17 protein-coding genes and 1 tRNA gene are annotated in these 21556 nt (G+C 64.2%); 6 read left to right on the forward strand and 12 right to left on the reverse strand.

Annotation, left to right across the window (positions count from 1 at the left end):
- Nucleotides 1–104: 104 nt before the first annotated feature.
- From PBR20603_RS14550 to PBR20603_RS14565, 4 genes are all read right to left on the reverse strand, one after another.
- Complete coding sequence (locus tag PBR20603_RS14550; protein ID WP_150560228.1) at nt 105–764, reverse strand: response regulator; 660 nt, start codon at nt 762–764, stop codon at nt 105–107.
- Nucleotides 761–1648: a sensor histidine kinase gene (locus PBR20603_RS14555; RefSeq protein ID WP_150560229.1), complete on the reverse strand. Its 888-nt coding sequence runs from the start codon at nt 1646–1648 to the stop codon at nt 761–763. Before PBR20603_RS14555 ends, PBR20603_RS14550 begins: the two co-directional genes overlap by 4 nt.
- Nucleotides 1649–2018: 370 nt before the next feature.
- Complete coding sequence (locus PBR20603_RS14560) at nt 2019–3413, reverse strand: sensor histidine kinase (protein ID WP_246174682.1); 1395 nt, start codon at nt 3411–3413, stop codon at nt 2019–2021.
- Nucleotides 3406–4077, reverse strand: coding sequence for a response regulator transcription factor (locus PBR20603_RS14565; protein ID WP_150560230.1), 672 nt, complete (start codon nt 4075–4077; stop codon nt 3406–3408). The genes PBR20603_RS14560 and PBR20603_RS14565 overlap by 8 nt, the downstream gene beginning before the upstream one ends.
- A 260-nt stretch (nt 4078–4337) precedes the next feature.
- Between PBR20603_RS14565 and PBR20603_RS14570 the strand changes: the two genes are divergently transcribed.
- The 3 genes from PBR20603_RS14570 (at nt 4338) to PBR20603_RS14580 (ending at nt 7358) form a co-directional block, all read left to right on the forward strand.
- Nucleotides 4338–5378, forward strand: a complete 1041-nt coding sequence (locus PBR20603_RS14570; RefSeq protein WP_425495816.1) for an ABC transporter substrate-binding protein — start codon at nt 4338–4340, stop codon at nt 5376–5378.
- 185 nt (nt 5379–5563) lie between these two features.
- Nucleotides 5564–6397 carry an ABC transporter ATP-binding protein gene (locus PBR20603_RS14575; RefSeq protein WP_150560231.1) on the forward strand — a complete coding sequence of 278 codons (834 nt, stop codon included), beginning with the start codon at nt 5564–5566 and terminating at the stop codon, nt 6395–6397.
- Nucleotides 6398–6488: 91 nt separating this feature from the next.
- The gene (locus PBR20603_RS14580; RefSeq protein WP_150560232.1) at nt 6489–7358 is read left to right on the forward strand and encodes an ABC transporter permease; all 870 of its coding nucleotides are present in this window, start codon (nt 6489–6491) and stop codon (nt 7356–7358) included.
- Nucleotides 7359–7474: 116 nt separating this feature from the next.
- On the opposite strand, the gene PBR20603_RS14585 is transcribed toward PBR20603_RS14580, so the two are convergent.
- From PBR20603_RS14585 to PBR20603_RS14600, 4 genes are all read right to left on the reverse strand, one after another.
- Nucleotides 7475–8077, reverse strand: a complete 603-nt coding sequence (locus tag PBR20603_RS14585) for a BPSL1445 family SYLF domain-containing lipoprotein (RefSeq protein WP_150560233.1) — start codon at nt 8075–8077, stop codon at nt 7475–7477.
- A 320-nt stretch (nt 8078–8397) separates the two neighbouring features.
- Complete coding sequence (locus tag PBR20603_RS14590; protein WP_150560234.1) at nt 8398–8871, reverse strand: hypothetical protein; 474 nt, start codon at nt 8869–8871, stop codon at nt 8398–8400.
- 41 nt (nt 8872–8912) lie between these two features.
- Nucleotides 8913–9701: a response regulator gene (locus PBR20603_RS14595; RefSeq protein ID WP_246174684.1), complete on the reverse strand. Its 789-nt coding sequence runs from the start codon at nt 9699–9701 to the stop codon at nt 8913–8915.
- Between the two features lie 71 nt (nt 9702–9772).
- The gene (locus PBR20603_RS14600) at nt 9773–10891 is read right to left on the reverse strand and encodes an ATP-binding protein (RefSeq protein ID WP_246174686.1); all 1119 of its coding nucleotides are present in this window, start codon (nt 10889–10891) and stop codon (nt 9773–9775) included.
- 285 nt (nt 10892–11176) lie between these two features.
- On the opposite strand from PBR20603_RS14600, the gene PBR20603_RS14605 reads away from it, so the two are divergent.
- Together PBR20603_RS14605 and PBR20603_RS14610 are read left to right on the forward strand one after the other, a co-directional pair.
- Nucleotides 11177–11875: a flagellar basal body L-ring protein FlgH gene (locus PBR20603_RS14605; protein ID WP_174977923.1), complete on the forward strand. Its 699-nt coding sequence runs from the start codon at nt 11177–11179 to the stop codon at nt 11873–11875.
- A complete protein-coding gene (locus PBR20603_RS14610; RefSeq protein WP_150560238.1) occupies nt 11875–12408 on the forward strand; it encodes a hypothetical protein in 534 nt (177 codons plus the stop codon). The genes PBR20603_RS14605 and PBR20603_RS14610 overlap by 1 nt, the downstream gene beginning before the upstream one ends.
- Before the next feature lie 44 nt (nt 12409–12452).
- On the opposite strand, the gene PBR20603_RS14615 is transcribed toward PBR20603_RS14610, so the two are convergent.
- Together PBR20603_RS14615 and PBR20603_RS14620 are read right to left on the reverse strand one after the other, a co-directional pair.
- Entirely contained in the window at nt 12453–16046 is a 3594-nt protein-coding gene (locus tag PBR20603_RS14615; protein ID WP_150560239.1) for an autotransporter outer membrane beta-barrel domain-containing protein, read from the reverse strand.
- A gap of 648 nt (nt 16047–16694) precedes the next feature.
- Nucleotides 16695–16770, reverse strand: a tRNA-Arg gene (locus PBR20603_RS14620).
- A gap of 379 nt (nt 16771–17149) precedes the next feature.
- Here PBR20603_RS14620 and PBR20603_RS14625 point away from each other — a divergent pair.
- Nucleotides 17150–18028 (forward strand): c-type cytochrome, encoded by an 879-nt coding sequence (locus tag PBR20603_RS14625; RefSeq protein ID WP_150560240.1) that lies wholly within the window; start codon nt 17150–17152, stop codon nt 18026–18028.
- A gap of 98 nt (nt 18029–18126) precedes the next feature.
- Here the strand turns inward: PBR20603_RS14625 and PBR20603_RS14630 are convergent, their stop codons facing one another.
- Both PBR20603_RS14630 and PBR20603_RS14635 read right to left on the reverse strand, forming a co-directional pair.
- The gene (locus tag PBR20603_RS14630; RefSeq protein WP_150560241.1) at nt 18127–18903 is read right to left on the reverse strand and encodes a metallophosphoesterase; all 777 of its coding nucleotides are present in this window, start codon (nt 18901–18903) and stop codon (nt 18127–18129) included.
- Nucleotides 18904–19379: 476 nt separating this feature from the next.
- Nucleotides 19380–21482 carry a UvrD-helicase domain-containing protein gene (locus tag PBR20603_RS14635; protein ID WP_150560242.1) on the reverse strand — a complete coding sequence of 701 codons (2103 nt, stop codon included), beginning with the start codon at nt 21480–21482 and terminating at the stop codon, nt 19380–19382.
- Between the last annotated feature and the right edge of the window lie 74 nt (nt 21483–21556).

A 21556-nucleotide genomic window follows, 5' to 3' on the forward strand; every position in this document is an offset into this window, starting at 1 on the left:
AAATTCTTCGCGGCGATGGTCGGCGGGGTCTGATATGCACGTGGCCCGCTGTCGCGGGCCACGGAGTGAGTACTTAATTCGCAGAAACTGTGATGTCGATGGCGCTACGCGCAGACCGGCCCCATCTCGGCGCTGACCAGGCCATGTTGCATCACGTAATAGGTGAGTTCGGCGTTGTTGTTCAGGCGCATCTTCTCGAGCAGGCGCGTACGGTACACGCTCACTGTCTTGACGGAGAGCGAGAGCGCGTTTGCGATGTCGGTCAGGCGCTTGCCCGAGCCGATCATGCACAGTGTCTGGTACTCGCGGTCGGACAGGCGCTCGTGCGGCGGCTGATCGGCGTCCGGGCCCAGGTAGTCGGCGAGCGTCTCGGCGACCATCGGGCTCACGTACTTGCGGCCCGAAGCCACCTGGCGCACGGCCGAGACCAATTGTTGTGCGTTCGAGCGTTTGCTCAAATAACCGGCAGCCCCCGCCTTGAGTGCCCGCAGCGCGAACTGGCCTTCCCCGTACATGCTGAAGATCATGATCGGCAAACGGGGATGTTTGCGTCGCAGGGTCTTGAGAATCTCGAGACCATTGATGTCGGGCAGCGAAATGTCGAGCAGGACGATGTCCCACTGCGCTGCGTCTGTCATCTCCAGCGCTTCCGCGCCGCAATCGGCTTCGCCGATGACGGCGATGCTCCCGCTATCGGAGAGCAACTGCCGGACGCCCTGACGCACGATGGCGTGGTCGTCGACGATGAGCACTCTAAGCGTCATGATGCGTATCCGTGAAGAGCAAGCGATTCCGGGCTATGGAGGCCGGCCGGGGCCGACAGGATTTGATGCCAGGGAAGCCGCGCACTCACGAGCGTCCCCGATCCTTGATCACTGCCAATACGTAGCGTGCCGCCAAGCGCCGTACAACGCTCGCGCATGCCCGCTAATCCGAAATGTCCTTGCTTGCGACGAGCGCCGCGGGCTACGCCGCAACCGTCGTCGGAAATCGTGAGTTTGAGTGACCGGTGGCTGCCGTCGAGCGCCACGACGACGCGCGAGGCGCGTGCATGCCGGGCAACGTTGGTCAGCGCTTCTTGCGCGATACGGTACAAGGCCAGTACCGCATCGGGGGAAAGGTTCGCGACGCGCTCGCGCGTCACGTCGTCGCAGCGCCAGATGCACGTGAGGCCGCTTTGCTCGCCGAAGCCGCGCAACCAGGCGCGCAGTGCCGCAACCAGGCCCGCGTCGAGCGCGGGCGGACGGTTGCGGCCGACGAGTTCGTCAGCCGCGTCTTGTGCAGCGTTCGCCGCGTTCTGAATCTGGGTACAGAGGGATTGCCATTCGGCAGCGTCGGCCGGGGGGCGCATCGCCATACGCGCGGCCACCAATTGCAACGCCGTGAGGTGCGCGCCAAGTCCGTCGTGGATTTCCTGTGCCAGCCGCGTGCGCTCGGCTTCCCGGGCGGCGTCGATCTTGCGGGCCACCGATTGCGCCAGCGGACGTGCCGGTACTCGCGCAGAGCGCAATGCGGGCTCCGCCGGCAACACGATGTCGCTGGCGGCAGGCTGATCCGATACCGGCGTCGCGGCGCGCGTGTGCAACGTGTCGTCAAGCGACACGCGACGTCTCGCAGCCTGTGCGGCAGGATCGACGAGATACGGCATGGAGGCAAATTCCTGAGAGAAAAAGTCCCGTGCCACAACCCACGCGGCGAGACCCGCATTCAATTTAACAAACTTTACATTTCGTCACAATTACACGCGGCTGTCACCCGCATGGTTGACGGCGAATCGTAACTATTTGATTTGGATCAAAAAGTTTTCGCCCGCTTGAGGAGGATTCTGCGAAGACCCGGAATATATCAGGGTTTGTCCTAGCATATCCAGTCGAGCGTATGTTTCAAACGAAATTTCCAACGTAAACCATTGTAACGCCTTAATTTTTATCGTGACTTCATACGATTGTGATTTTCTTTCAGGTGGGGACGCGGGTTTACCACGCGCATCATCGGTGAAATGACCTGAGCGACGTTCCCTATGGGGCGTTGCTTTCGGTCTCCGAATCAAGGGGGAGCGTTACGGTCACGGTCAGGCCACGGCCCCCGTCTCCGGGCGCCAACGTCACTGCGCCGTGACTGGCCGCCACGATTTCCTTGACGATGGCCAGACCCAGCCCGGTGCCGGGCTGACCCGGCGGCGCATTGCGGTAGAAGCGTTCGAACACGCGCTGACGCGCCTCGGCTTGGATCCCTGGCCCGTCGTCGGTCACGCGCAGGCGAGCCGAGCCGTCGAGACGGTCGATAGCCACGGTCACGCGTCCCCCCTCGTGGATATAGCGGATCGCATTGTCGACAAGATTCATGACCATCGCGTGAAACAGTTCGGCGTTGCCGGCGACCCACACGTGGGTCTCCGACGTTTCCAGCCCAAGATCGATGTCGCGCTTCTGCGCAAGGGCGACGAGTTCTTCGAGCACTCCGGCGGCCACTGCGATCAGATCTACCCGAACGCGCGAGAACGCCGGGGTGTCGGCCGCTTCCGCCTGCGAAAGCAATAACAACTTGTTGGTGAGGTCGGCCAGCCCGCGGCTGCTCGTCTGCATGGCGCCGAGCACGTCGGCGAGCGCCGCGCGGTCGTCGAGCTGCGCCGCGAACTGCAATTGCGTGTCGAGCAGCGTGAGCGGCGTGCGGAGCTGATGGGCCGCGTCGGCCACGAAGCGCCGCTGCTGCTGTGCCTGCGCCGAGAGGCGCTGAATGCACAGATTGATGGCGTCGACGATGGGCCGCAGTTCGGTCTGCAGTTGTCCGGCCCGGATCGGCACCAGTTCCTGCGGCGCGCGCCCGGCGACTTCGTCCTTGAGGCGGATCAACGGATGCAGCTCGACGGTGAGTCCAATGAGCACCAGCACGGCGGCGAGGGCGGCCATGGCGATTTGGCGATGCAGCGCCGGTTCCCACAACTGCGCGAGCATGTCGTCGTGCGCGTGCATCGTCTCGGCCACGACGATCGCGACCCGGTGCGGCTTGCCCGAGTCGTACATCGTGCGAACGAAGCTGATGGCCCGCAGTGGTTCGCCGTTCACCACGATGTTCGAATAAGCCGGCACGGTCTGCGGAAAGAGCGGCGGATGCGGGAAGTCGGGCGGCCCGGCGAGGAGCCGGCCGTCTTGCGTGATGACCTGATAGAAGACCCGATCGCGCGCAGGGGACGCGAACAATTCCAGCGCCGATGGCGGCACGCTCGCGCGCAACGCCCCGTCGACCCATGTCAGTTCGCCCGCGATCACTTGGGCGGAGGTGAGCAGCGCCCGGTCCTGCACGAGTTCGGCCGTGTCGTGTGCGCTGCGATAGGCCAGCCACGCGCTCGCCCCGATGTAGAGCGAGAGCGGCAACATCAGCCACATCAGCAGCCGGACGCGCAGACTAAGCATCTTTCTCGCGCAGCAAATATCCCAGACCGCGCAGCGTCATGATGGCTGCCCGGCTAGTCTCGAGCTTCTTGCGCAACCGATGGATATAGATTTCGATGGCGTCGGCACTCGGTTCGTCGTCCAGACCGAAGACGCCGTCGACCAGAGCGCTCTTGGCGACGGTTTTGCCCTGCTTGCGCATGAGAATCTCGAGAACGGCATGTTCGCGTGATGGCAATGCCAGGGGCGCGCCCGCAATCGTGAACTGCCGCGTGCCGGTGTGATAGCTCAGGTCGGCGCACACGAGATCGGCGCTCTGCTCGGGCGAATGGCGACGCGCGAGCGCCTTGACGCGCGCGATCAACTCGCGCACTTCGAAGGGTTTCACGAGATAGTCGTCGGCACCTGCGCCGAGGCAGTCGACCTTTTCGTCGACGGAGCCGCTCGCCGTGAGAATGATGACCGGCACATTGTTGCGCCGCTCGCGCAGCCGTCGCAGCACATGCTTGCCGCCGAGCTTGGGCAGCATCAGATCGAGCAGCACCACGTCGTACGTCTCTGTTTGCAGCAGACGGTCGGCGGCGTCACCGTCGCGCGCTGCGTCGACAGTAAAGTTGTCGTCGCGCAGCATGCGGGCGAGCCAGTGGGCCAGCGTGTCGTTGTCTTCGATCAGCAACAGTTTCATAGGGGCGAAAGCGGAATGCGACGGCGAGTGTGCCCGGGGAACCCGCGCAAGCCAACAGCGGGTAAACACCCATCTGCCGGGGACGAAAACCTGCATCGGGCGAAAGCTGGATGAAAGATTCGGTTCTCTACAATCGGCAGCAAGGCAGAGGAGTCGATCGAAATGACCGCTGCCTGGCCCCGTGGTTATCCATGTGAGGCCGGCCGGCGCCGCAGTCGAAGGCTCGGGCCATTATCCCTAAAAATGATGGAGACACCACAATGCGAGCAAGCCTTGGCGTGCGTGCGCCGAAAGCCTTCGTGAAACCTGTTCTGGCCGCCGTGCTCGGCGCATCGCTGGCATTGGCCGCCTTGCCGGGTTTCGCTGCCGACAGCGGCAAGATCACGATCATGGTCGGTGGCATTACCAAAATGGTCTATCTGCCGGCCAAGCTCGCCGAGCAGCTCGGTTACTTCAAGGAAGAGGGCCTGAACGTCGAGCTGCTCTCGCAACCCGCGGGTGTCGACGCCGAAAACGAATTGCTCGCCGGCGCCGTGCAGGCCGTGGTCGGCTTCTATGATCACTCCATCGACCTGCAGAGCAAGGGCAAGGAAATCCAGGCCATCGTGATCTTCGGTCAGGTGCCCGGCGAAGTCGAGCTGGTCAATGCGAAGAGCAAGGACACCATCAAGAGCATGGCCGACGTGAAGGGCAAGACCCTGGGCGTGACCGGCCTGGGCTCGTCGACGAACTTCCTCACGCAATATCTCGCAGCCAAGCACGGCCTGACGTCGTCGCAGTATTCGGTGCTGCCGGTCGGCGCCGACAATACGTTCATCGCAGCGATCAAGCAGAACCGTATCGACGCGGGTATGACCACCGAGCCCACCGCATCGCAGTTGCTCAAGACCGGCGACGCCGCCGTGCTGGTCGACATGCGCACGATGGAAGGCACGGTCGCGGCGCTGGGCGGCGCTTACCCGGCATCGAGCCTTTATGTGCAACGCGTGTGGCTCGACAAGCACAAGCCGGAAGCGGCCAAGCTCGCCCGTGCGTTCGTGAAGACGCTCAAGTTCATCAATACGCACTCGGCTGCCGAGATCGCCGAGAAGATGCCGAAGGACTACTACGGCAATAACAAGGCGCTGTATGTGCAGGCGCTGCAGAACTCACTGCCGATGTACTCGCCGGACGGCCGCATGCCGAAGGACGGTCCCGAGACCGTGCTCAAGGTGCTCTCCGCGTTCAATCCGAACGTCAAGGGCAAGCACATCGATCTGTCGAAGACGTACACCAACGAGTTCGTCGATCAGGCGAAGTAGTCGCGCGATGGCGCGCGACCCGTTCGCCAACCTTTGACCCCGTAGTACCGGCGCGCGGTCCCTTCGACGCGCAGCCAACCGAGCCGCCCGCACCTGACGACCGTCCGGTGTGCGGGCGGGCTCACCCCTAAGAAACCGCAACGACACCGTCAGTCCTTCGACGACGTCACCGAGGAGCCGGGCACATGACCCAGACCATCACCCCCACGGCGCCGGCACGCGCTGCGAGCCCAGTCTCGCGTGACACGCCCGCCATCGAATTCGACAATGTGTCGTGCCGCTTCATCTCGCCCGACGGCAAAGCCACCGTCGCGCTGCGCAACTTCAGCATGTCGGTCGCTCGCGGCGAATTCGTCGCCATCGTCGGCCCGACCGGCTGCGGCAAGTCGACGACGCTGTCGATGATTACCGGCCTGCTGCGCCCGACGGCGGGCAGCGTGCGCGTGATGGGCCAGCCCGTGAACGGCATCGACCCGCGCATCGGCTTCGTTTTCCAGAACGACGCCGTGTTCCCGTGGCGCAGCGTGCGAGATAACGTGGCCGCCGGACCGCTGTTTCGCGGCCAGTCGAAAGACGCCGCCTATGCGCAGGCCGATGAATGGATCAAGCGCGTGGGTCTCGACAAGTTCGGCAACCACTACCCGCATCAACTCTCCGGCGGCATGCGCAAACGCGTCGCGCTGGCACAGACGTTCATCAACAACCCCGAGATTCTGTTGATGGACGAACCGTTCTCGGCGCTCGACATGCAAACGCGCACGCTCATGCAGGACGAGCTGTTGCAACTGTGGTCGTCGACGTCGGGCTCGGTGGTGTTCGTTACGCACGATCTGGAAGAGGCGATTGCGCTGGCAGATCGCGTGTTCGTGCTCACGGCGCGTCCGGCCACGTTGAAGAATGTCTACACGATCGATCTGCCGCGTCCGCGGGTGATGTCCGAGATTCGCTACGAACAGCGCTTCATCGACATCTCGCGCGAGATCTGGGCGGATCTGCGTGAAGAAGTGAAGATCGGTTGAGTTTGCGCGGCCCCTCGGGGGCTGCGTCAGTGATTTAGCGGGCCGCGTTGCCGTGGACAGCAGCGTGTGCCTTTGCCGTCAGGAGGAGGGCATGAACATGAGTGAACAAGCCGTCATGGCAGGATTTGGCGACGCCGACCTCGCACGCGAGGAAGCGGCGGCGCAGCGTCGCATCAAACAACGTCGCGCGCTGGTGGTTTTCCTGCGCGTAGCGATTCTGGTGATCGGACTCGGCGGCTGGGAGGTATCCGCGCGTCTGGGCTGGATCGATCCGTTCTTCTTCTCGCAACCGAGTCTGATCGTCCAGCAGATCTATGACTGGTGCGTAGAGGGCACGTCGCAGGGGCCGCTCTGGACACAGGTGCTCGTCACGCTTGAAGAGACCGTGCTGGGCTTTCTGATCGGTGGCGTGGCCGGTGTGATCTGCGGCATTGTGCTCGGTCGCAACAAACTGCTCTCGGATGTCTTCAGTCTCTACATCCAGATCGCCAACTCGATTCCGCGCGTGGTGCTCGGCTCGATCTTCGTGATCGCGTTCGGTCTGGGCATGGCGTCGAAGGTGGCGCTCGCGGTGGTGATGGTGTTCTTCGTCGTGTTCGCGAATGCCTTTCAGGGCGTGCGTGAAGCCGACCGTTACATGATCGCGAATGCGCAGATTCTGGGGGCGTCGCGCCGTCAGGTGACGATGTCGGTGGTGATTCCGTCGGCATTGTCGTGGATTCTCGCCAGCTTGCACGTGAGCTTCGGTTTCGCCCTCGTGGGGGCTGTGGTCGGCGAGTTCCTCGGCTCGAAGCAGGGCATCGGTCTGCTGATCTCGACCGCGCAGGGGGCCTTCAACGCGAGTGGCGTGTTCGCCGCGATGATCGTGCTGGCGGTCGTCGCGCTGGGCGCGGATTATCTGCTCACGTCGCTCGAGAAGCGTTTGCTGAAGTGGCGTCCGGCGGCATTCACCAACGAGTAAGCACGGCGATAGTTCAACGACAGCCGCTGCGCCAAAAGCAACGGCGCCATCCCTTGCGGGAGGCGCCGTTGTCATTTTGGCGGGGGGGCGCGAAGCGCCCCGGTGTCTCGATGTGCTCAGATGTTGAGCTTGGTGACCTTGGTGCCTTCGACATTCAGGTTGGCCATGAGGCCGGCGTTGGTCATGACGATCACTTCCACCGGCGACGTCGCCGTGTTCAGGTCAACCGCACCGTTGGCGCCGATCTTGACCAGCGCCACCGAGGCATCGGCACCGGCTGTCCAGCCGTCGGTGCGACGGAATTTGTCGAGTGCGTCCTGCGTCATGAACAGGAAGACGATGGCCTTCGACTGCGCTCCGATCTGCAGACCGAACGATGCCGTCACGGTGTTGTAATAGCCTTGCGTGGCGCCACCCACGCGTAGTGCGCCTTCGCCGTATTCGCCGCCCACGACGAACCCGGCTTGCAGCACCGACGGGAACACGAGCGCGCCGCGTGCCTTGCTCATCAGCTCGCGAGAACCCTTCACCGACGCATACATCTTGTCGAGTGCGCCATTGACGGCGGCATCGATTTCGCGACGTTTGTTGGCATTGGCGCCGGCCGCGTTGTCGCCCTTGTCGGCCTGCGACGGCGAGGTCGTGCTGCAGCCAGCGAGCGCGAACGCGGCGGCGGCAACAGCGACGGAACTTTTCATCAGGAAATCGCGTTTTTGCATTTTCTCCCTCCAGGTAGCGTATGCCGCACGCAAAGCGTGACGGCGCGGATGCGGATAAAACGTCATGCCGATGAAGCGTCTCGTGCGGATCGTGACACTTCGGCGTTGAAACGGATGATGAGATGGATCGTTTGGCATCCGATGGATGCGCTCACCGACCACAGCGCGGCGGCTGATAGCCCGTTGCGCTATGCCGCGAAGGTGGCGCGCGGTGCGTCGGTATGACGTCGATTATGCGGGCTCTGTTGATATTGTCAAGAAAATGGCGCGACAAGTTCCGCTAACTTGCGCTCATCTTCCGCTAAGTTGTAGGTGTCCGCCTACGTGCACTTGCGCACGTATTCTTCCTTGAGCGCTTTGCGCGGGTTGGTGCGTGTAGGAATGTCGACGCGATCGCCTGCAGGGGAATCGACTCGCCGGTCACGCGTGTAGACAGGCTTGTCAGGCGTATTCGCGATCTTGTCGGCAAGGGCGCGACATTCGTCGCGAAGCGAGGGCGATGCCGCACCGGATGCGGCGGATTGTGCGGCAGCCTGATCGCGCGCGGCTTGCGAACACTGCTCGGGAGGCAGGGGGCGGCCAACGCTATCGAAACACACTGGAGTCTGGGCGAGCGCGCAGCCGCCGGCGCCGAACAGCGCAGCGGCAACGGCCGCTTTGAGAAGGTGTTTGATCGGGGTGTGCGCTCGTTGAGCTTCGGCAGTGCGAAGCACCGGGGACGTGAGGCCGAAGGGGAAAGCGAGCGCGGCGAATGAAGCGGACATCGGGGACAGCGTGGCGGTGCGACGTGGCATCGTCTATCTCCTCAATGGGCCCCGCCTTGTCGCGGGTTCGCCTATTCTGGCACCGCCCTGGCCGGATTGTCGATAGCCGCGACGCCATGCCGCGCTGCAAGGGCGCCGGGGCGGTCGGTGCGCAACTCCAGCCGGTAACCCACGCCATAGATCGAGCGCACGATTTCCTCGTCGGGCCGGATGGCCTGCAATTTTCGACGAAGGTTCTTGATATGACTATCGACCGTGCGGTCGGCGACTACGCGGTGATCGTCGTACATGCGGTCGAGCAGGTGCGCGCGCGGAAACGTCTTGTCGGGATGGCTGGCAAGTGTGGCGAGCAATCGCAATTCGACCGGTGTGAGCGGCAGTTCATGCCCGTCGAGCCGCGCGTGATGACGCACGGCGTCGATGATGAGCGCGGGCGGTTGCGCAGAGGTGGCGTCGGGCACATTGGCCGGCGCGATGACCGTACCGCGAACCCGGCGCAGGATCGCTTTCACTCGCGCCACCACCTCGCGCGGGCTGAAGGGTTTGCAGATGTAATCGTCGGCGCCGAGTTCGAGTCCCAGCAGCCTGTCGGTCTCCGCCGCGCGAGCGGTCAGCATCACGATCGGTACTTCGGAGACTTCGCGCACCACGCGGCAGACTTCGAGGCCGTCCATACCCGGGAGCATCAGGTCCAGCAGCACCAGACGCGGCTGCGTCGCCCGCACGGCCGGGAGCACGTCGCGTCCGTCCGAGAGGATGCGGCACGGCATGCCTGCGACGCGCAGGTATTCCGCAAGCAGCGCGGCGAGCTTGGGTTCGTCTTCGACGATCAGAATCGGGGCGGCGTCGGCGAGTGTCATCGCGTCGGTCGACGATCGAAGTGCGGAAGGGGACGAAGCGGTCTGCGAGTTCGGATGCATGGGAGACGGGCTCAGCACAGGGTCGTGAGGGCTTGGGTGGCGAATCCGGCCCCGCCGGACCCGCCGGTGCCGCAGGACGACCCGGCATATAGGCCGCCCCTGTTTGCGGACGCACTGCGGTGACGGGGCAGCGTGATGGTCAAGGCGAGGCCGCCCAGCGGGGAATGCCGCGCGACGATCTGGCCGCCGTGCGCTTCCACGATGTGTTTGCACAGCGCCAGTCCCAGACCGGCACCGCCGCTGCGGCGGCTGCGCGAGGCTTCCACCCGGAACAGACGCTCGAACAGACGCGGCAGGGCGTCGTCCGGCACGCCGGGCGCTGAGTCTTCGATCTCCAGACGCAGTTGCGTGTCCGTCGACGACAGATACACGCGCACCGCACCGCCGCCGTCGGTGTAACGCAGCGAATTCTCGAACAGGTTGCCAAGCAGTTGCGTGAGACGGTGCAGATCGCCGTCGACGAAGAGGGAGTCCTCGGGAAGGTGGACGTTCAGCGAGATGCCCTTGGCGTCGAACCAGTCGCCAAAAGCGGTCACGGAGGTGGCGACGCGCTCGGTGATGTCGACGGGCGCGAACTGGTAGGTAAGCGCGCCCACATCCGAGAGCGAGAGTTCGTAGAGGTCGTCGATCAGCTTGGCGAGCAGCGAGATTTCCACGCGCAGAGAGGCGAGTGCGTCTTGCGTGAGCGGGCGTACGCCGTCTTCCATTGCTTCGATTTCGCCGCGCAACACCGAGAGCGGGGTGCGCAACTCGTGCGAGATGTCGGCGAGCAGGTCCCGGCGCAGGCGATCATTGTGGGAGAGGGTGTCGGCGAGCCGATTCAGATCGACGGCAAGGCGCGCAAGTTCGTCGGCGCCGGCCGTCGGGGCACGGGCGCTGTAATCACCCATCGCCATGCGGTGGGTCGCCTCCAGCAGCGGGGTGACGGGCACAAGCAACCGCTGGGCAACGCGCAGCGCGACGGCGCCGAGGAGCGCCACACCCAGCACCGTCAGATACATCAGGTTGTCGCCGCGCAACCAACTGTGGCCGGCCAGGGCGGCACGCACGACGAGCGTCGTGGCGGTCATGGTGACCAGCCCTGTCGCGAAGATCGCGAGGAACAGCTTGCGAGTGATGCCGGAATTCATGCGCTGGATAACTAGGCTAAAGGTGACGGCCGGAAAAAAACGGCGCCTCGCGCGGTGAGCCGATGCGTGGCCCTGCCAACGTTGGCGTGCCATTTTGTCAGCTTCGGGGGGATGCGCGCCGGGCCTCCACAAATTTTCCTCTATTTGTGCTTAGTGGCTCCACTCCCGCTTCTTACCATCGCTAACGAAGCTGGCCGCCGTGCTGTCTTCGCAATCTGCATACCATTCACACTTTTCGAACCAGGCCGGATACGGCATCCGGGACCGGCGCGGGGGCGCCTCATCATGTCGAAGCTGTCGTTGCTACAGCGCGCTGCGGCGCGCGGCCTTATCCGGACGGTCGCGTTACTAGCGGCCACAGGCATCATGCTGGGCGCCTGTTCGAGTCCACCGGCTGCGGTCACACCGATGGCCGTGATGCCAATGGCACGCGTGGCCAATGTTCAGACGACCGGGTCCATCTACCAGTCGACCAACGCCACGAACTGGTTCGAGACACCGGTGGCGCATCGCGTCGGCGATCTGCTCACGATTGCGGTGTCCGAAAACTCGTCAGGCAGCAACAAGTCGCAGAGCGACGTTTCGCGTAACGGGAGCGTCACCGCCAAGAGCGCCAAAGCCGACGGGGCCGATTCGGTGCTGGAGCGCTGGTTCAACATCGGTCAATCGGCAAGCAGCTTCAAGGGCAATGGCGCGAACAGTTCGGCCACGGCGCTGGCAGGCACGATTGCCGTGGCGATCGTGGAGGTGCTGCCCAATGGGGCTTATGTGGTCGGCGGGGAAAAGCAGGTCATGCAAGGACGGAACATGGAGACGTTCCGCTTTACCGGCGTGGTCAACAAGTTCGACATTTCGTCGGGCAATGTGGTGGCGTCCAGCAAGGTGGGGCAGGCCAGGGTGGCGCGGGTAGAAGACGGCCAGGTCGCCGACGCAAGCAATGGCGGCTGGCTGCAGAGCATTGTGCTTGGTGTGTCGCCGTTCTGATGAAGCGCCTTGCGATGGTGCTGGCGCTGGCGGCGGCGGCCAGCGCGACCCTGGGCGGGTGCCTTTTCGCTACGCCGGTGCCGGTCATGGTCGCGCAAGTGGCGTCGAGTGTGGTGTCGGCCGGGGTCGTTGTGGGAGACCAGATGCCGTCCGTCTTGCCGCCATCGCAGTCTGCCGCACCGGAACTGCTCTCGCACAACCTGTGCATCGAGCTGTCGCCGGACGGCATTTCCGATTTGCTGCCGGCGATTCAAGGGCGGCTGCGTGCGTACGGCATCGCGAGCATGATCTACAGCCCCGGCACCTCGCCGACGGGGTGCGTCGTGCTCAATTACACCGTGCGGCGCGCATGGCGGAATTCGTTGTGGGGCAACGTGCCAAGCGAATACCTCGCCTACGCGACGTTGACGCTTAGCCAGAACGGCGCCGTCATGAATACGGTGTACTTCGACGGCAGATCGTCGACGGTCGATTCGTGGTCGGCTTCGAACTCGCGCATGGCGCAACTGGTCGACCGGCTGGTGGTGTTTTGAGCCGGCGTTTTGCGGGTTGATAACGACACACCCTCACGCGCCTGTCAGAACCGGTAACTCACCTTGAGACTTCCCGCCTGTGCCGACGCACGCGCAGTGTTGACGAGCGCGTCGTAATCGAGGGACACGTCCCATCGCTTGGCCAGCGTCACGCTCAAGCTCGCGCCGAGCGTCAGGAAGCCGCGTGGCAGATTCGCCCCCGGTGCGACGAAGATGGTCCCGTCCCGCGACGCTACCGTGATAGCGCGGCCAGCATCGAGCAGTTCGTGAGCGTACGCCGCGCGGAACTGGACGTTCATGGGGCGTTGCGCGTCGCCGAACGCCTTGTCGAAGGTCACGCCGACAAACGGTTGCAGGCTCCGGGTATTGTCTGTGCCGACGCGCAGGTTCTGGCCGCCTGCACCGCTTTCGTCGAAGCCGTTTGCGTGGAAATAGGCATAACGCAGGCCCACCCGCGGTGTGATGAGGACACCGCCGAACGCCAAGGGGGCACTCGCCTGCGTTGCCGCCGTGAATTCCTGCCCGATATGATCGCCTTCGGCCGTGCCTATGGTCGCGAACGGACGCTTCTGCGACAGGAAATGGAGGCCATAGCCCACAGTGGCCGCCACGTCGACCGGTCCCATCTCGCGGCTCGCATAAGCTGCGAGACGCAGCGTGTCGCGAGTGCCGGAGTTTGCGGTGCTCTCTTCCGAGAGATCGGCATGGGAATAGCCGCCTGCCAACCCAAACGTGTTGCGCTCCACTCGCTCCTGCGCACCGGCGAGGAACCCGTATTGGTTTTCCTGAAAGCCGGGTTGCGTGCTAGTGCCCGACACCCGGCCGTGCAGACCCGTGGCCGTTGCCCACACCGTCGAGATGCCCGGTGCCTGCGCCGAGTCTCCGGTGGCAAGCCCCGTGCCGGCGGCGCGTCGCGTTGCGCGGTCGAGCACTGCCGACGTGGCCGACTGTGCATTCACCAGCGCGGCAGTGCCGAGCGCCGTATAGATGCTCGTATTCTTCGGCGCGATGACCACCGGCGTGGAATTGGCCAGCAACAGGGTGACATCGTTCGCGCCATAGGCCACGGACGATTGCAGGCCGCCGAGGTTCGCACCCGTCGCCAACGTGCCCGTGAGCGACGAAAAGCGCCCGTTCACACCGTTCGCCGCGCTCACCACGGTGTAGCGCGTGGCCGAATACGTACCGGGGTCGTACGTGATCGCCAGCACGCCGTTCAAGGTCGCGCTGCCCGATACCATTAGCAGCGACGCCGCCGTAGGACTTACCTCGATGGAAAGCGTCGCGTTCGACGCCTGCGTGTAGTTTCCACTGACGCGCAACGTGCCGATGGATCCGCCGGGTGCCACGACCCCGCTGTTCGCAACATTGCCGAGAATTGTGCCGTGTCCGCGCAGTATCCCTTGCGCACCGACGGCCACGTCGCCGCCGATCGCTGCGCTGTCATGATCGGCGTCACCGACTTCGAGCGTGCCCTCGCTGACGGTCGTCGTGCCCGTGAACCCGGTGCTCGCCCCATTGAGCACGAGCATGCCGGCGCCCTGCTTGACGAAGGCGCCGCTCCCCACGAGTTGGCCGGCATAGGTACTGTCGGTTGCCGAGTTGACTGTCAGCGTGTTCGCGCCAACGAGCATGCGGGTGCCGGCCGCGCCATACAGCCCGGAAAGCACCTGCGAACCGGCGGAGGAAATATCGAGCGTCGCGCCGCTACCCATGAGCGAAACGGCCGTCGCCGACGACAAGCGGCCACCGCCCGTCAGGGCGAGCGTGCCGCCGTTGATGGTGGTCGGGCCCGTGTAGGTGTTTGCCGCAGAGAGTGTCTGTGTGCCACCGTTTAGCGTCAGCCCGCCAGTGCCGTCGATGGTGCCCGTGAAAACGCCCGATGCATTCGTGAGCGTCAGCGTGCGCGGCCCGAGAGCGACCGTCCCGCTGCCGGCGAGACTCGTCAGGGTCGTGCCGCCTGAGGTTGCCGAGATGTCGAGCGTGCCGTTATTGGTCACGCCACCCGATGCCGCGATGCTGCCGCTGCCGCTCAACGTCAGCATGGCACCGTTGTCGATCACGGTCGCGCCGGTATAGGTGTTGACACCGGTGAGCGTTTGCGTGCCGGCGGCCAGACGCACCGCGCCCGAACCGTTGATGACGCCGTCGAACGTGCCGGACGCATTGGTAAGAGACAGTGTCTGTGCACCGAGCCGCAACGTGCCCGTGCCGGTAAGCGCCTTGATCGACGCCCCTGCGGTGACGGCGGAAATGTCCAGTACGGAATTCAGTAAGACGCTGGACGAATTGGCCAGGCTGCCGCTCCCCGACAGGGCGAGCGTGCCGCCACTAATCGTTGTCGTTCCCGTAAAAGAATTGGCCCCCGTCATCGTCAGCGTGTTCGCGCCGGCGAGATTCAGGGTGCCGGTACCGGAAATGACGCCCGACATCGTCATGCCGGCCGACGCGGTGGAGAAGGTAACGCCCGACGCCGCGTCGCTCAGGATGACGTCGTTGTTCAGTGCAAGGCCCGTGTTCAGCGCTGCGATGGTGGCAGTCGCTCCTGCATCGAAAAGCAAGTTCCCCAGGATCGAGGAACCTGTCTGCAGATTCAGCGAGTTGTTCGTGCCGCCGAACTCGATGGCCGCGGCTCGGGTTCCGCCGCCGGTCAGCGCGCCCATGATGAGACCCGAGTTGGTGATCGAATCCGTGCCCCGCGTCACGACGCCGACGCCGCCCCCGTTGCCCACACCGCCCGAGATCGTCCCGATATTTTCGAGGCTATTGAGCGTTCCGGAAAGGTTGACGCCGGTGCCCCCGGCACCGCCTGCGCCCGCGCCCGTTGCGCCTGCGCCTGCAGCGCCTCCTGCGCCGCCCGTGATCGTGCCGAAGTTGATGATGAGGGCCAGACCGCCGAGCGCGAGCAGTCCGTCACCGCCAGCGCCGCCACCGCCGCTGAAGCCGCCAGAGCCCCCGGCGCCGCCTGCGCCACCGGTAATCGCCCCGCTGTTGTAGATCGTCGCTATGCTCCCGGCCGACGTCATCCCGCTGCCACCACCACCACCGCCACCGCCGTTACCCGACACCCCGTTGCTGGTACTTCCACCGTTGCCCCCGGCCCCGCCCGTGAATGTCGCCGTAGCCCTGACGGTGATGTTGTCGCCGAGGTAATAAATCCCCGTATTGCCACCGTTTCCGCCGCTCCCGAAGTTGAGCCCGTCTGGTCCGGTATTGCCGGCGTCGCCGATTGTCGTTGCGTTGACGAAGACCCGATTACCGGTGATGGATTGCGCGGGGGCGTTGGCCGGCGCACTGGCTGCGTCTCCGGTTGCACCCGCGCCGCCGGTACCCTGAGTTCCCCAGCTTCCCTTGTCCTGGACGGTGACGGCGCTGGCGTTAATGTGACTGGATCCTCCGCCTTGGCCGTTACCGGCACCGCCGTCGCCGCTTCGGCCCGGAACACCGTCGCCGCCCGGTGCGCCGCAGCCGCTGGTGTCGCTGGTGGAGCAAGCTGCCGCCCAAGCAGGCGCCGCAGCGCCCGCGAGGGCCAGCGCAATGGCTGTGCTGCCAGCCGTTCGAATGATTCGAGCCCCCGCCGGTCTGCGGCCCGGCGCCGAGACAAAATCGGGCGTGGAAGGCGTCAGAGACGTTGGCATGGCAGGTTTCGCCTGGTGGGCTGTGCGCCCAAGTTTGCTTTGGACCACGAATATCCTCTCGTATCGCACCGTGCATGGCGACCGGCGACCGAGAAGATACGGTCACTCCCCGCAGTACGGCAGTCATGTGGACGCCAGTGCTCAGAGAGGCCGCGGTGGTTTCGATTTCTGGGCGCTGGAACGCGCGCCATCTAAGGGCGCATCGGACACCGAATGTAATACAAAGGAAGGTGATTCGCTATCACGTCCGGAGAGTCGTGCAATTTGGGGGGCATTGGGGCGACCCCCGACAAAATACTGAGCGTCGACGCTGGGCAGGCGGGGATTCGGGCAGGGACGATTCCCCGACCATGCCGGGGTAGCGCGAACGAATGCCGGAGATGCACGATGAAGTACAAAACCGACGGCTTCTGCACTCGGGAGGGGGCCCGCTCGAATGCGGCACGTTTCGATGGGCGATATTGGGCCACTACGATGGAAGCAGTCGAGCCGGGGTTCAGATCGAAGGCGATTTGCGTTTCCCGCAGCGGCAGCGGCACGAGCGGCAGCCACCGAATGGGTGCGGGCCGGTACCGAGCGGCGACGCCTCGCGTATGCGAACGCACGAGAGTGAAGCCTCGCAATCCCCTCGGAATCCATTGAATTTATTGGCGCGCCCGACTGGAATCGAACCAGTGACCCTCGGCTTCGGAGGCCGATACTCTATCCCCTGAGCTACGGGCGCTATGCTGACCACCGGTGAAGAAGGCGCGAACGCGCTACCGGCAGGCAAAGAGGTAGAAGCATAGCGGTTTTGCCGCACGCCGTCCATGCCCCGTGCATACGCCTGCCCCAAAATGCGGCAATTCACTACCGAGCGCCCCGCTCGCGCGGATTTGCTGTGGCTGCAACGGCCCCGCAGTTCGCGCACGAAGCATGCGAAACATGCCTTGGGTTTTCGCGTAAGTTAGGGAAAATACGGGACTTTTGCGGCGTCTGCGCACTGCCTTGACGTGTCATTGGCCGAGGGTTTGTTGCTACAATGGCTCGTTATTTTGACTGGATGGTGCCAGCTATCCAGTGTGATGCACTCGGTTTCCACAAAAACTATTGAGAGATCCCGCATGAGTGAAGCACATAACGAGCATGAGTCCCTCATCAAAACGCCCAAGCAGCTCATCGCCGCAGTCATTGCCGGTTTTCTCGTTCCGATCGTCATCATCGTCTTGCTGGTCAATTACGTGGGCAACAATGCCCTGACCGGCGCCGGCAGTTCCGCCATGACCGAAAAAGCCGTCGCCGAGCGCATCGCGCCCGTGGCCACGGTCGAGGTCAAGGATGCCAACGCGCCGCGCGTCTACCAGACCGGCGAACAACTTTATAAGGCCGTTTGCGCCGCCTGCCACGCGGCCGGCACCGCCGGCGCGCCCAAAGTCGGTTCCGCCGACTGGGCGCCGCGCATCGCTCAGGGCTACGACGAGATGCTCAAGATCGCGCTCGCCGGCAAAGGCGCCATGCCCGCCCGAGGCGGCACCAGCCCCGATGACGTGACGGACTACGAAATCGGCCGTGCCATCGTTTATATGGCCAATGCGTCGGGCGGCAAGTTGCAGGAGCCGGCCGAACCGGCACAGCCCGCGTCGGGGGCTGCTGCGGCCGCACCGGCCTCGGGGGCTGACGCAGGCTCCGCTGCCGCCGCCGCCGCCGCGATGGCCTCGCTCAAGACCGCTGCACCGGCCGCCGCTGGCGCGGGCGGCAATCTCGAGGCGGGGAAGAAGCTCTACGACACCGTCTGTATGGCCTGCCACGCCAGCGGCGTGATGAACGCCCCGAAGTTCGGCGACAAGGCCGCATGGGCGCCGCGTATCGCCACCGGCATCGACACGCTGCACAACGCCGCCATCAAGGGGTTGAACGCCATGCCGCCGAAGGGCGGCGCCGCCAACGCGTCGGACGACGATGTCAAGGCGGCCGTCGACTACATGGTGAGCGCGGCCAAGTAAGCCGCACCGGTCGCCGCTCGCTGGCGTCATCGCCATAAAAAATCCCCGCTTCGGCGGGGATTTTTGCTTCTGGCGCGGCGGCACACCGCAGCGGCGCGTCACACCCGCACGACCCTCTGCGGATCGAAGGCCGTGTTCTCGACGCGTCCTTCAAAGCAATAGCCGCGCGGATTGCAAAGCACCCGGGTGTGCCCGACCCGATAGTCGAACGAATCATGCGTATGGCCGTGGACCCATAGCGCGGCGTCGGATTGCTCGACGAAGGAAGTTAAATCCGAAATGAAGGCCGGATTGACGAGCGACCCCGCGAAGCGCGGATGGATGCTTTGCGGCGTCGGGGCGTGATGCGTGACCACCACCGTCGGACCGTCGTGCGGCGCCGCGAGGGCGCGCGAGAGCCACGCGATATTTTCACGGCATAGCGCCGCGCAGTCGTCCGGTGAGAAAAACGGCAGATCCGACCACGGCGCGGCCGGATCGCCAATGCGGATGCGCGTGAAGTCGCGCACGAATTTGTGCGACTCCTCGACGGCGGCGTCGTGTTTGCCCTCGGCGTCGTACAACGCGAAGTCCGTCCATAACGTGGTGCCGACGAAGCGCACGCCGCCAATCACGACGGACCCGCGCTCGAGCAGATGCACGTTGGTGCCGGCGGCGAGACGTCGCAGTTCGGCCAGCGTGCCCGCGAGCGTCGCGCCGTAGAACTCGTGATTGCCGGGTACGTAGATGACAGGGCGCGGCAATTGCCTGGCCCACTCGATGGCTTGCGCCGGCCGGCTGATATCGCCAGCGAGAATTGTGACGTCCGCTTCGACCTCGGGAACGGCCAACGGCGCCACGGACAAATGCAGGTCGGACAGAATATGCAGTCTCACGCACCACGCTCCACAAAGGCTTGAAGATCGGTGCCGCACCGCCGAAGTCGCGTGCGCCAGACGCATCACGTGCGCGCCGACGGTGTGGGCATTGGACCGAAATCAACGCGACTCGTACGTTGTTTCGCCCGTTTTCTACCGACTATCACCTGCGCCGTGCCGATGGTCAAGATGTCTTTGTCATCGAAAGGATGCGCTTCTATAGTGAAACTTCACCTGACGAGTGGAGGCGAGCCTATGCGCAAACTGTTGGTTGCTGTTCTGCTTTGTTTGACCGGTCTGGCAGGTGTGGTCGTGGCGACGAGCCCGGCAGCCGCCTGTGACCAGACGTCTTCGGGTAGTGGCAAATAGCAGCAAGCATTGACTTCACGGTGCGCCCTACTGCCGCAGACAGCCCCGGTCGGATGTCGCCGTTCCTCAAGCCAGCCCCCGTACGCGGGGGCTATTCGTTTGTGCTGAACGAAGGTCTGTCGGGTTCAGGCGCCTGACGACGATGGCGTCTTGTTCGCGCCGCCGGCGAGCATGGCCTTGAGGCTGGCGAGCCGGTCCTTCGGCGACATGGGCGCGTCTTCAGGCGGCGGGGGCGGCGCTTCGTCGAGTTGCATCTCGGGCACGAAACGCGACACCTCGCACGAGAAGGTTTCGCGCGCACGCTTGCGTTTCTTGCACCACGACAGTTGCAACGTGCGCTGCGCGCGCGTAATGCCCACGTACATCAACCGGCGTTCTTCCTCGATTTTCTCGGCTGTGACCTCCTCATCTTCGCGAATGTGGGGCAGGATGCCTTCTTCCACGCCGACGAGAAACACATGCGGATATTCGAGGCCCTTCGAGGCGTGTAGCGTCGACAGACGCACGGCGTCGGGATCGTCGCCGTCGCGGCCTTCGAGCATCGACATCAGCGCGATGGTCTGGGTGAGTTCCATCAGGCTCTTGGCGTCGTCGTCCAGGTCGTCGGGGTTATCGAGGCCGGCCTCTGCGCCGCTGGCGCGCGTGCCCTTGCGCTTCATCCATTCGAGGAACTCGAGCACGGTGGTCCAGCGCGACTGCGCCTGACGCTCGTCGAAGGTGTCGTACAGGTACGCCTCGTAGTGAATGCCCTCCATCAGGTCATCGATGACCTCGTTGGCCGGGTCACGTGCCGCACGCGCGGCGATGCGCTGAATGAAATCGCAGAATGCCCGCAGCGGTTCGAGCTGACGCGGTTGCAACCGCGCCTCGACGGCACCCATATAGACGGCTTCGAACAGCGACACCTTTGCCTGTCCCGCGAAGCCGCCGAGCACTTCGAGCGTGGTGCTGCCCACGCCACGGCGCGGCGTGGTTACGGCACGAATGAAGGCGGGGTCGTCGTCTGGGTTGGCCAGCAGCCGCAGATACGCGCACAGATCCTTGATTTCCGCCTTGTCGAAGAACGACTGACCGCCCGAGAGCACGTAAGGAATCCGTTCTCGCCGCAGCACTTGCTCGAAGATGCGCGCCTGATGGTTGCCGCGATAAAGGATGGCGTAGTCGCGAAACTCGGCGCGACGCTCGAACTTGTGCGCCGACAGACGAAACACCACGGACTCGGCCTCGTGTTCTTCGTCGTTCATCGCGGTGACGGTAATCGGGTCGCCCAGGCCGTGCTCGCTCCACAGCTTCTTCTCGAAGATTTTCGGATTCTTCGCGATGACGTTGTTCGCCGCCGTCAGAATGCGCGACGTCGAGCGGTAGTTCTGTTCCAGCTTGATGACCTTGAGCGTCGGGAAGTCGACCTGCAACTGCTTGAGGTTTTCCAGCGTGGCGCCGCGCCAGCCGTAGATGGCCTGATCGTCGTCGCCCACGGCCGTGAACGCCGCACGCGGGCCCGCGAGCAGCTTGAGCAGCAAGTATTGACAGGTGTTGGTGTCCTGATACTCGTCGATGAGCAGGTAGCGCAGCTTGTTCTGCCAGCGCTCGCGCACGTCTTCGTCGCGCGCAAAGAGTTCGGCGGGCAGACGGATGAGGTCGTCGAAATCGACCGCCTGATAGGCCTGCAAGGTGGCCATGTAATTGCGGTAGACGAGCGCGGCCTGATGCTCGTCGGCGGTCTCGGCAGCGGCCAGCGCCGTCTCGGGCGTGACCAGCCCGTTTTTCCAGAGCGAGATGGCCGTCTGCACACCGCGAATCATCGCCTTGTCGGTCGTGCCGAGCTGTTCCTGAATCAGCCCGAAGCAGTCGTCCGCGTCGAGAATGGAGAACTGCGGCTTCAGGCCGACGTGCTCGGCCTCGCGTCGCAGAATCTGCACGCCCAGCGAGTGGAACGTACAGATCGTGAGCTGATTGACGGGCACCTTGCGGCCTTCCTTGCCGGGCGTGCTGAGGGTCTTGCCTTCGAGCTGCTTGGCCACGCGCTCGCGCATTTCGGCGGCGGCCTTGTTCGTGAAGGTCACGGCGGCGATATGCTTTGGCTCGAACCCTTTCGTCTCGATCAGCCACGCGATCTTTTGCGTGATGACACGCGTCTTGCCGCTGCCGGCGCCGGCCAGCACGAGGCATGGGCCATCGAAATAGTGCGTGGCTTCGTTCTGGGCAGGATTGAGCGGAAAAGACGACATGGTGTGACGCGATGGGATGAATGCTGTGACCGGTGAGGGCGCGTGAGCCGAGGTGGGCGCGCCGGCACGGGCAT

This window comes from Pandoraea bronchicola (assembly GCF_902459805.1).
Taxonomy (GTDB): Bacteria; Pseudomonadota; Gammaproteobacteria; order Burkholderiales; family Burkholderiaceae; genus Pandoraea; species Pandoraea bronchicola.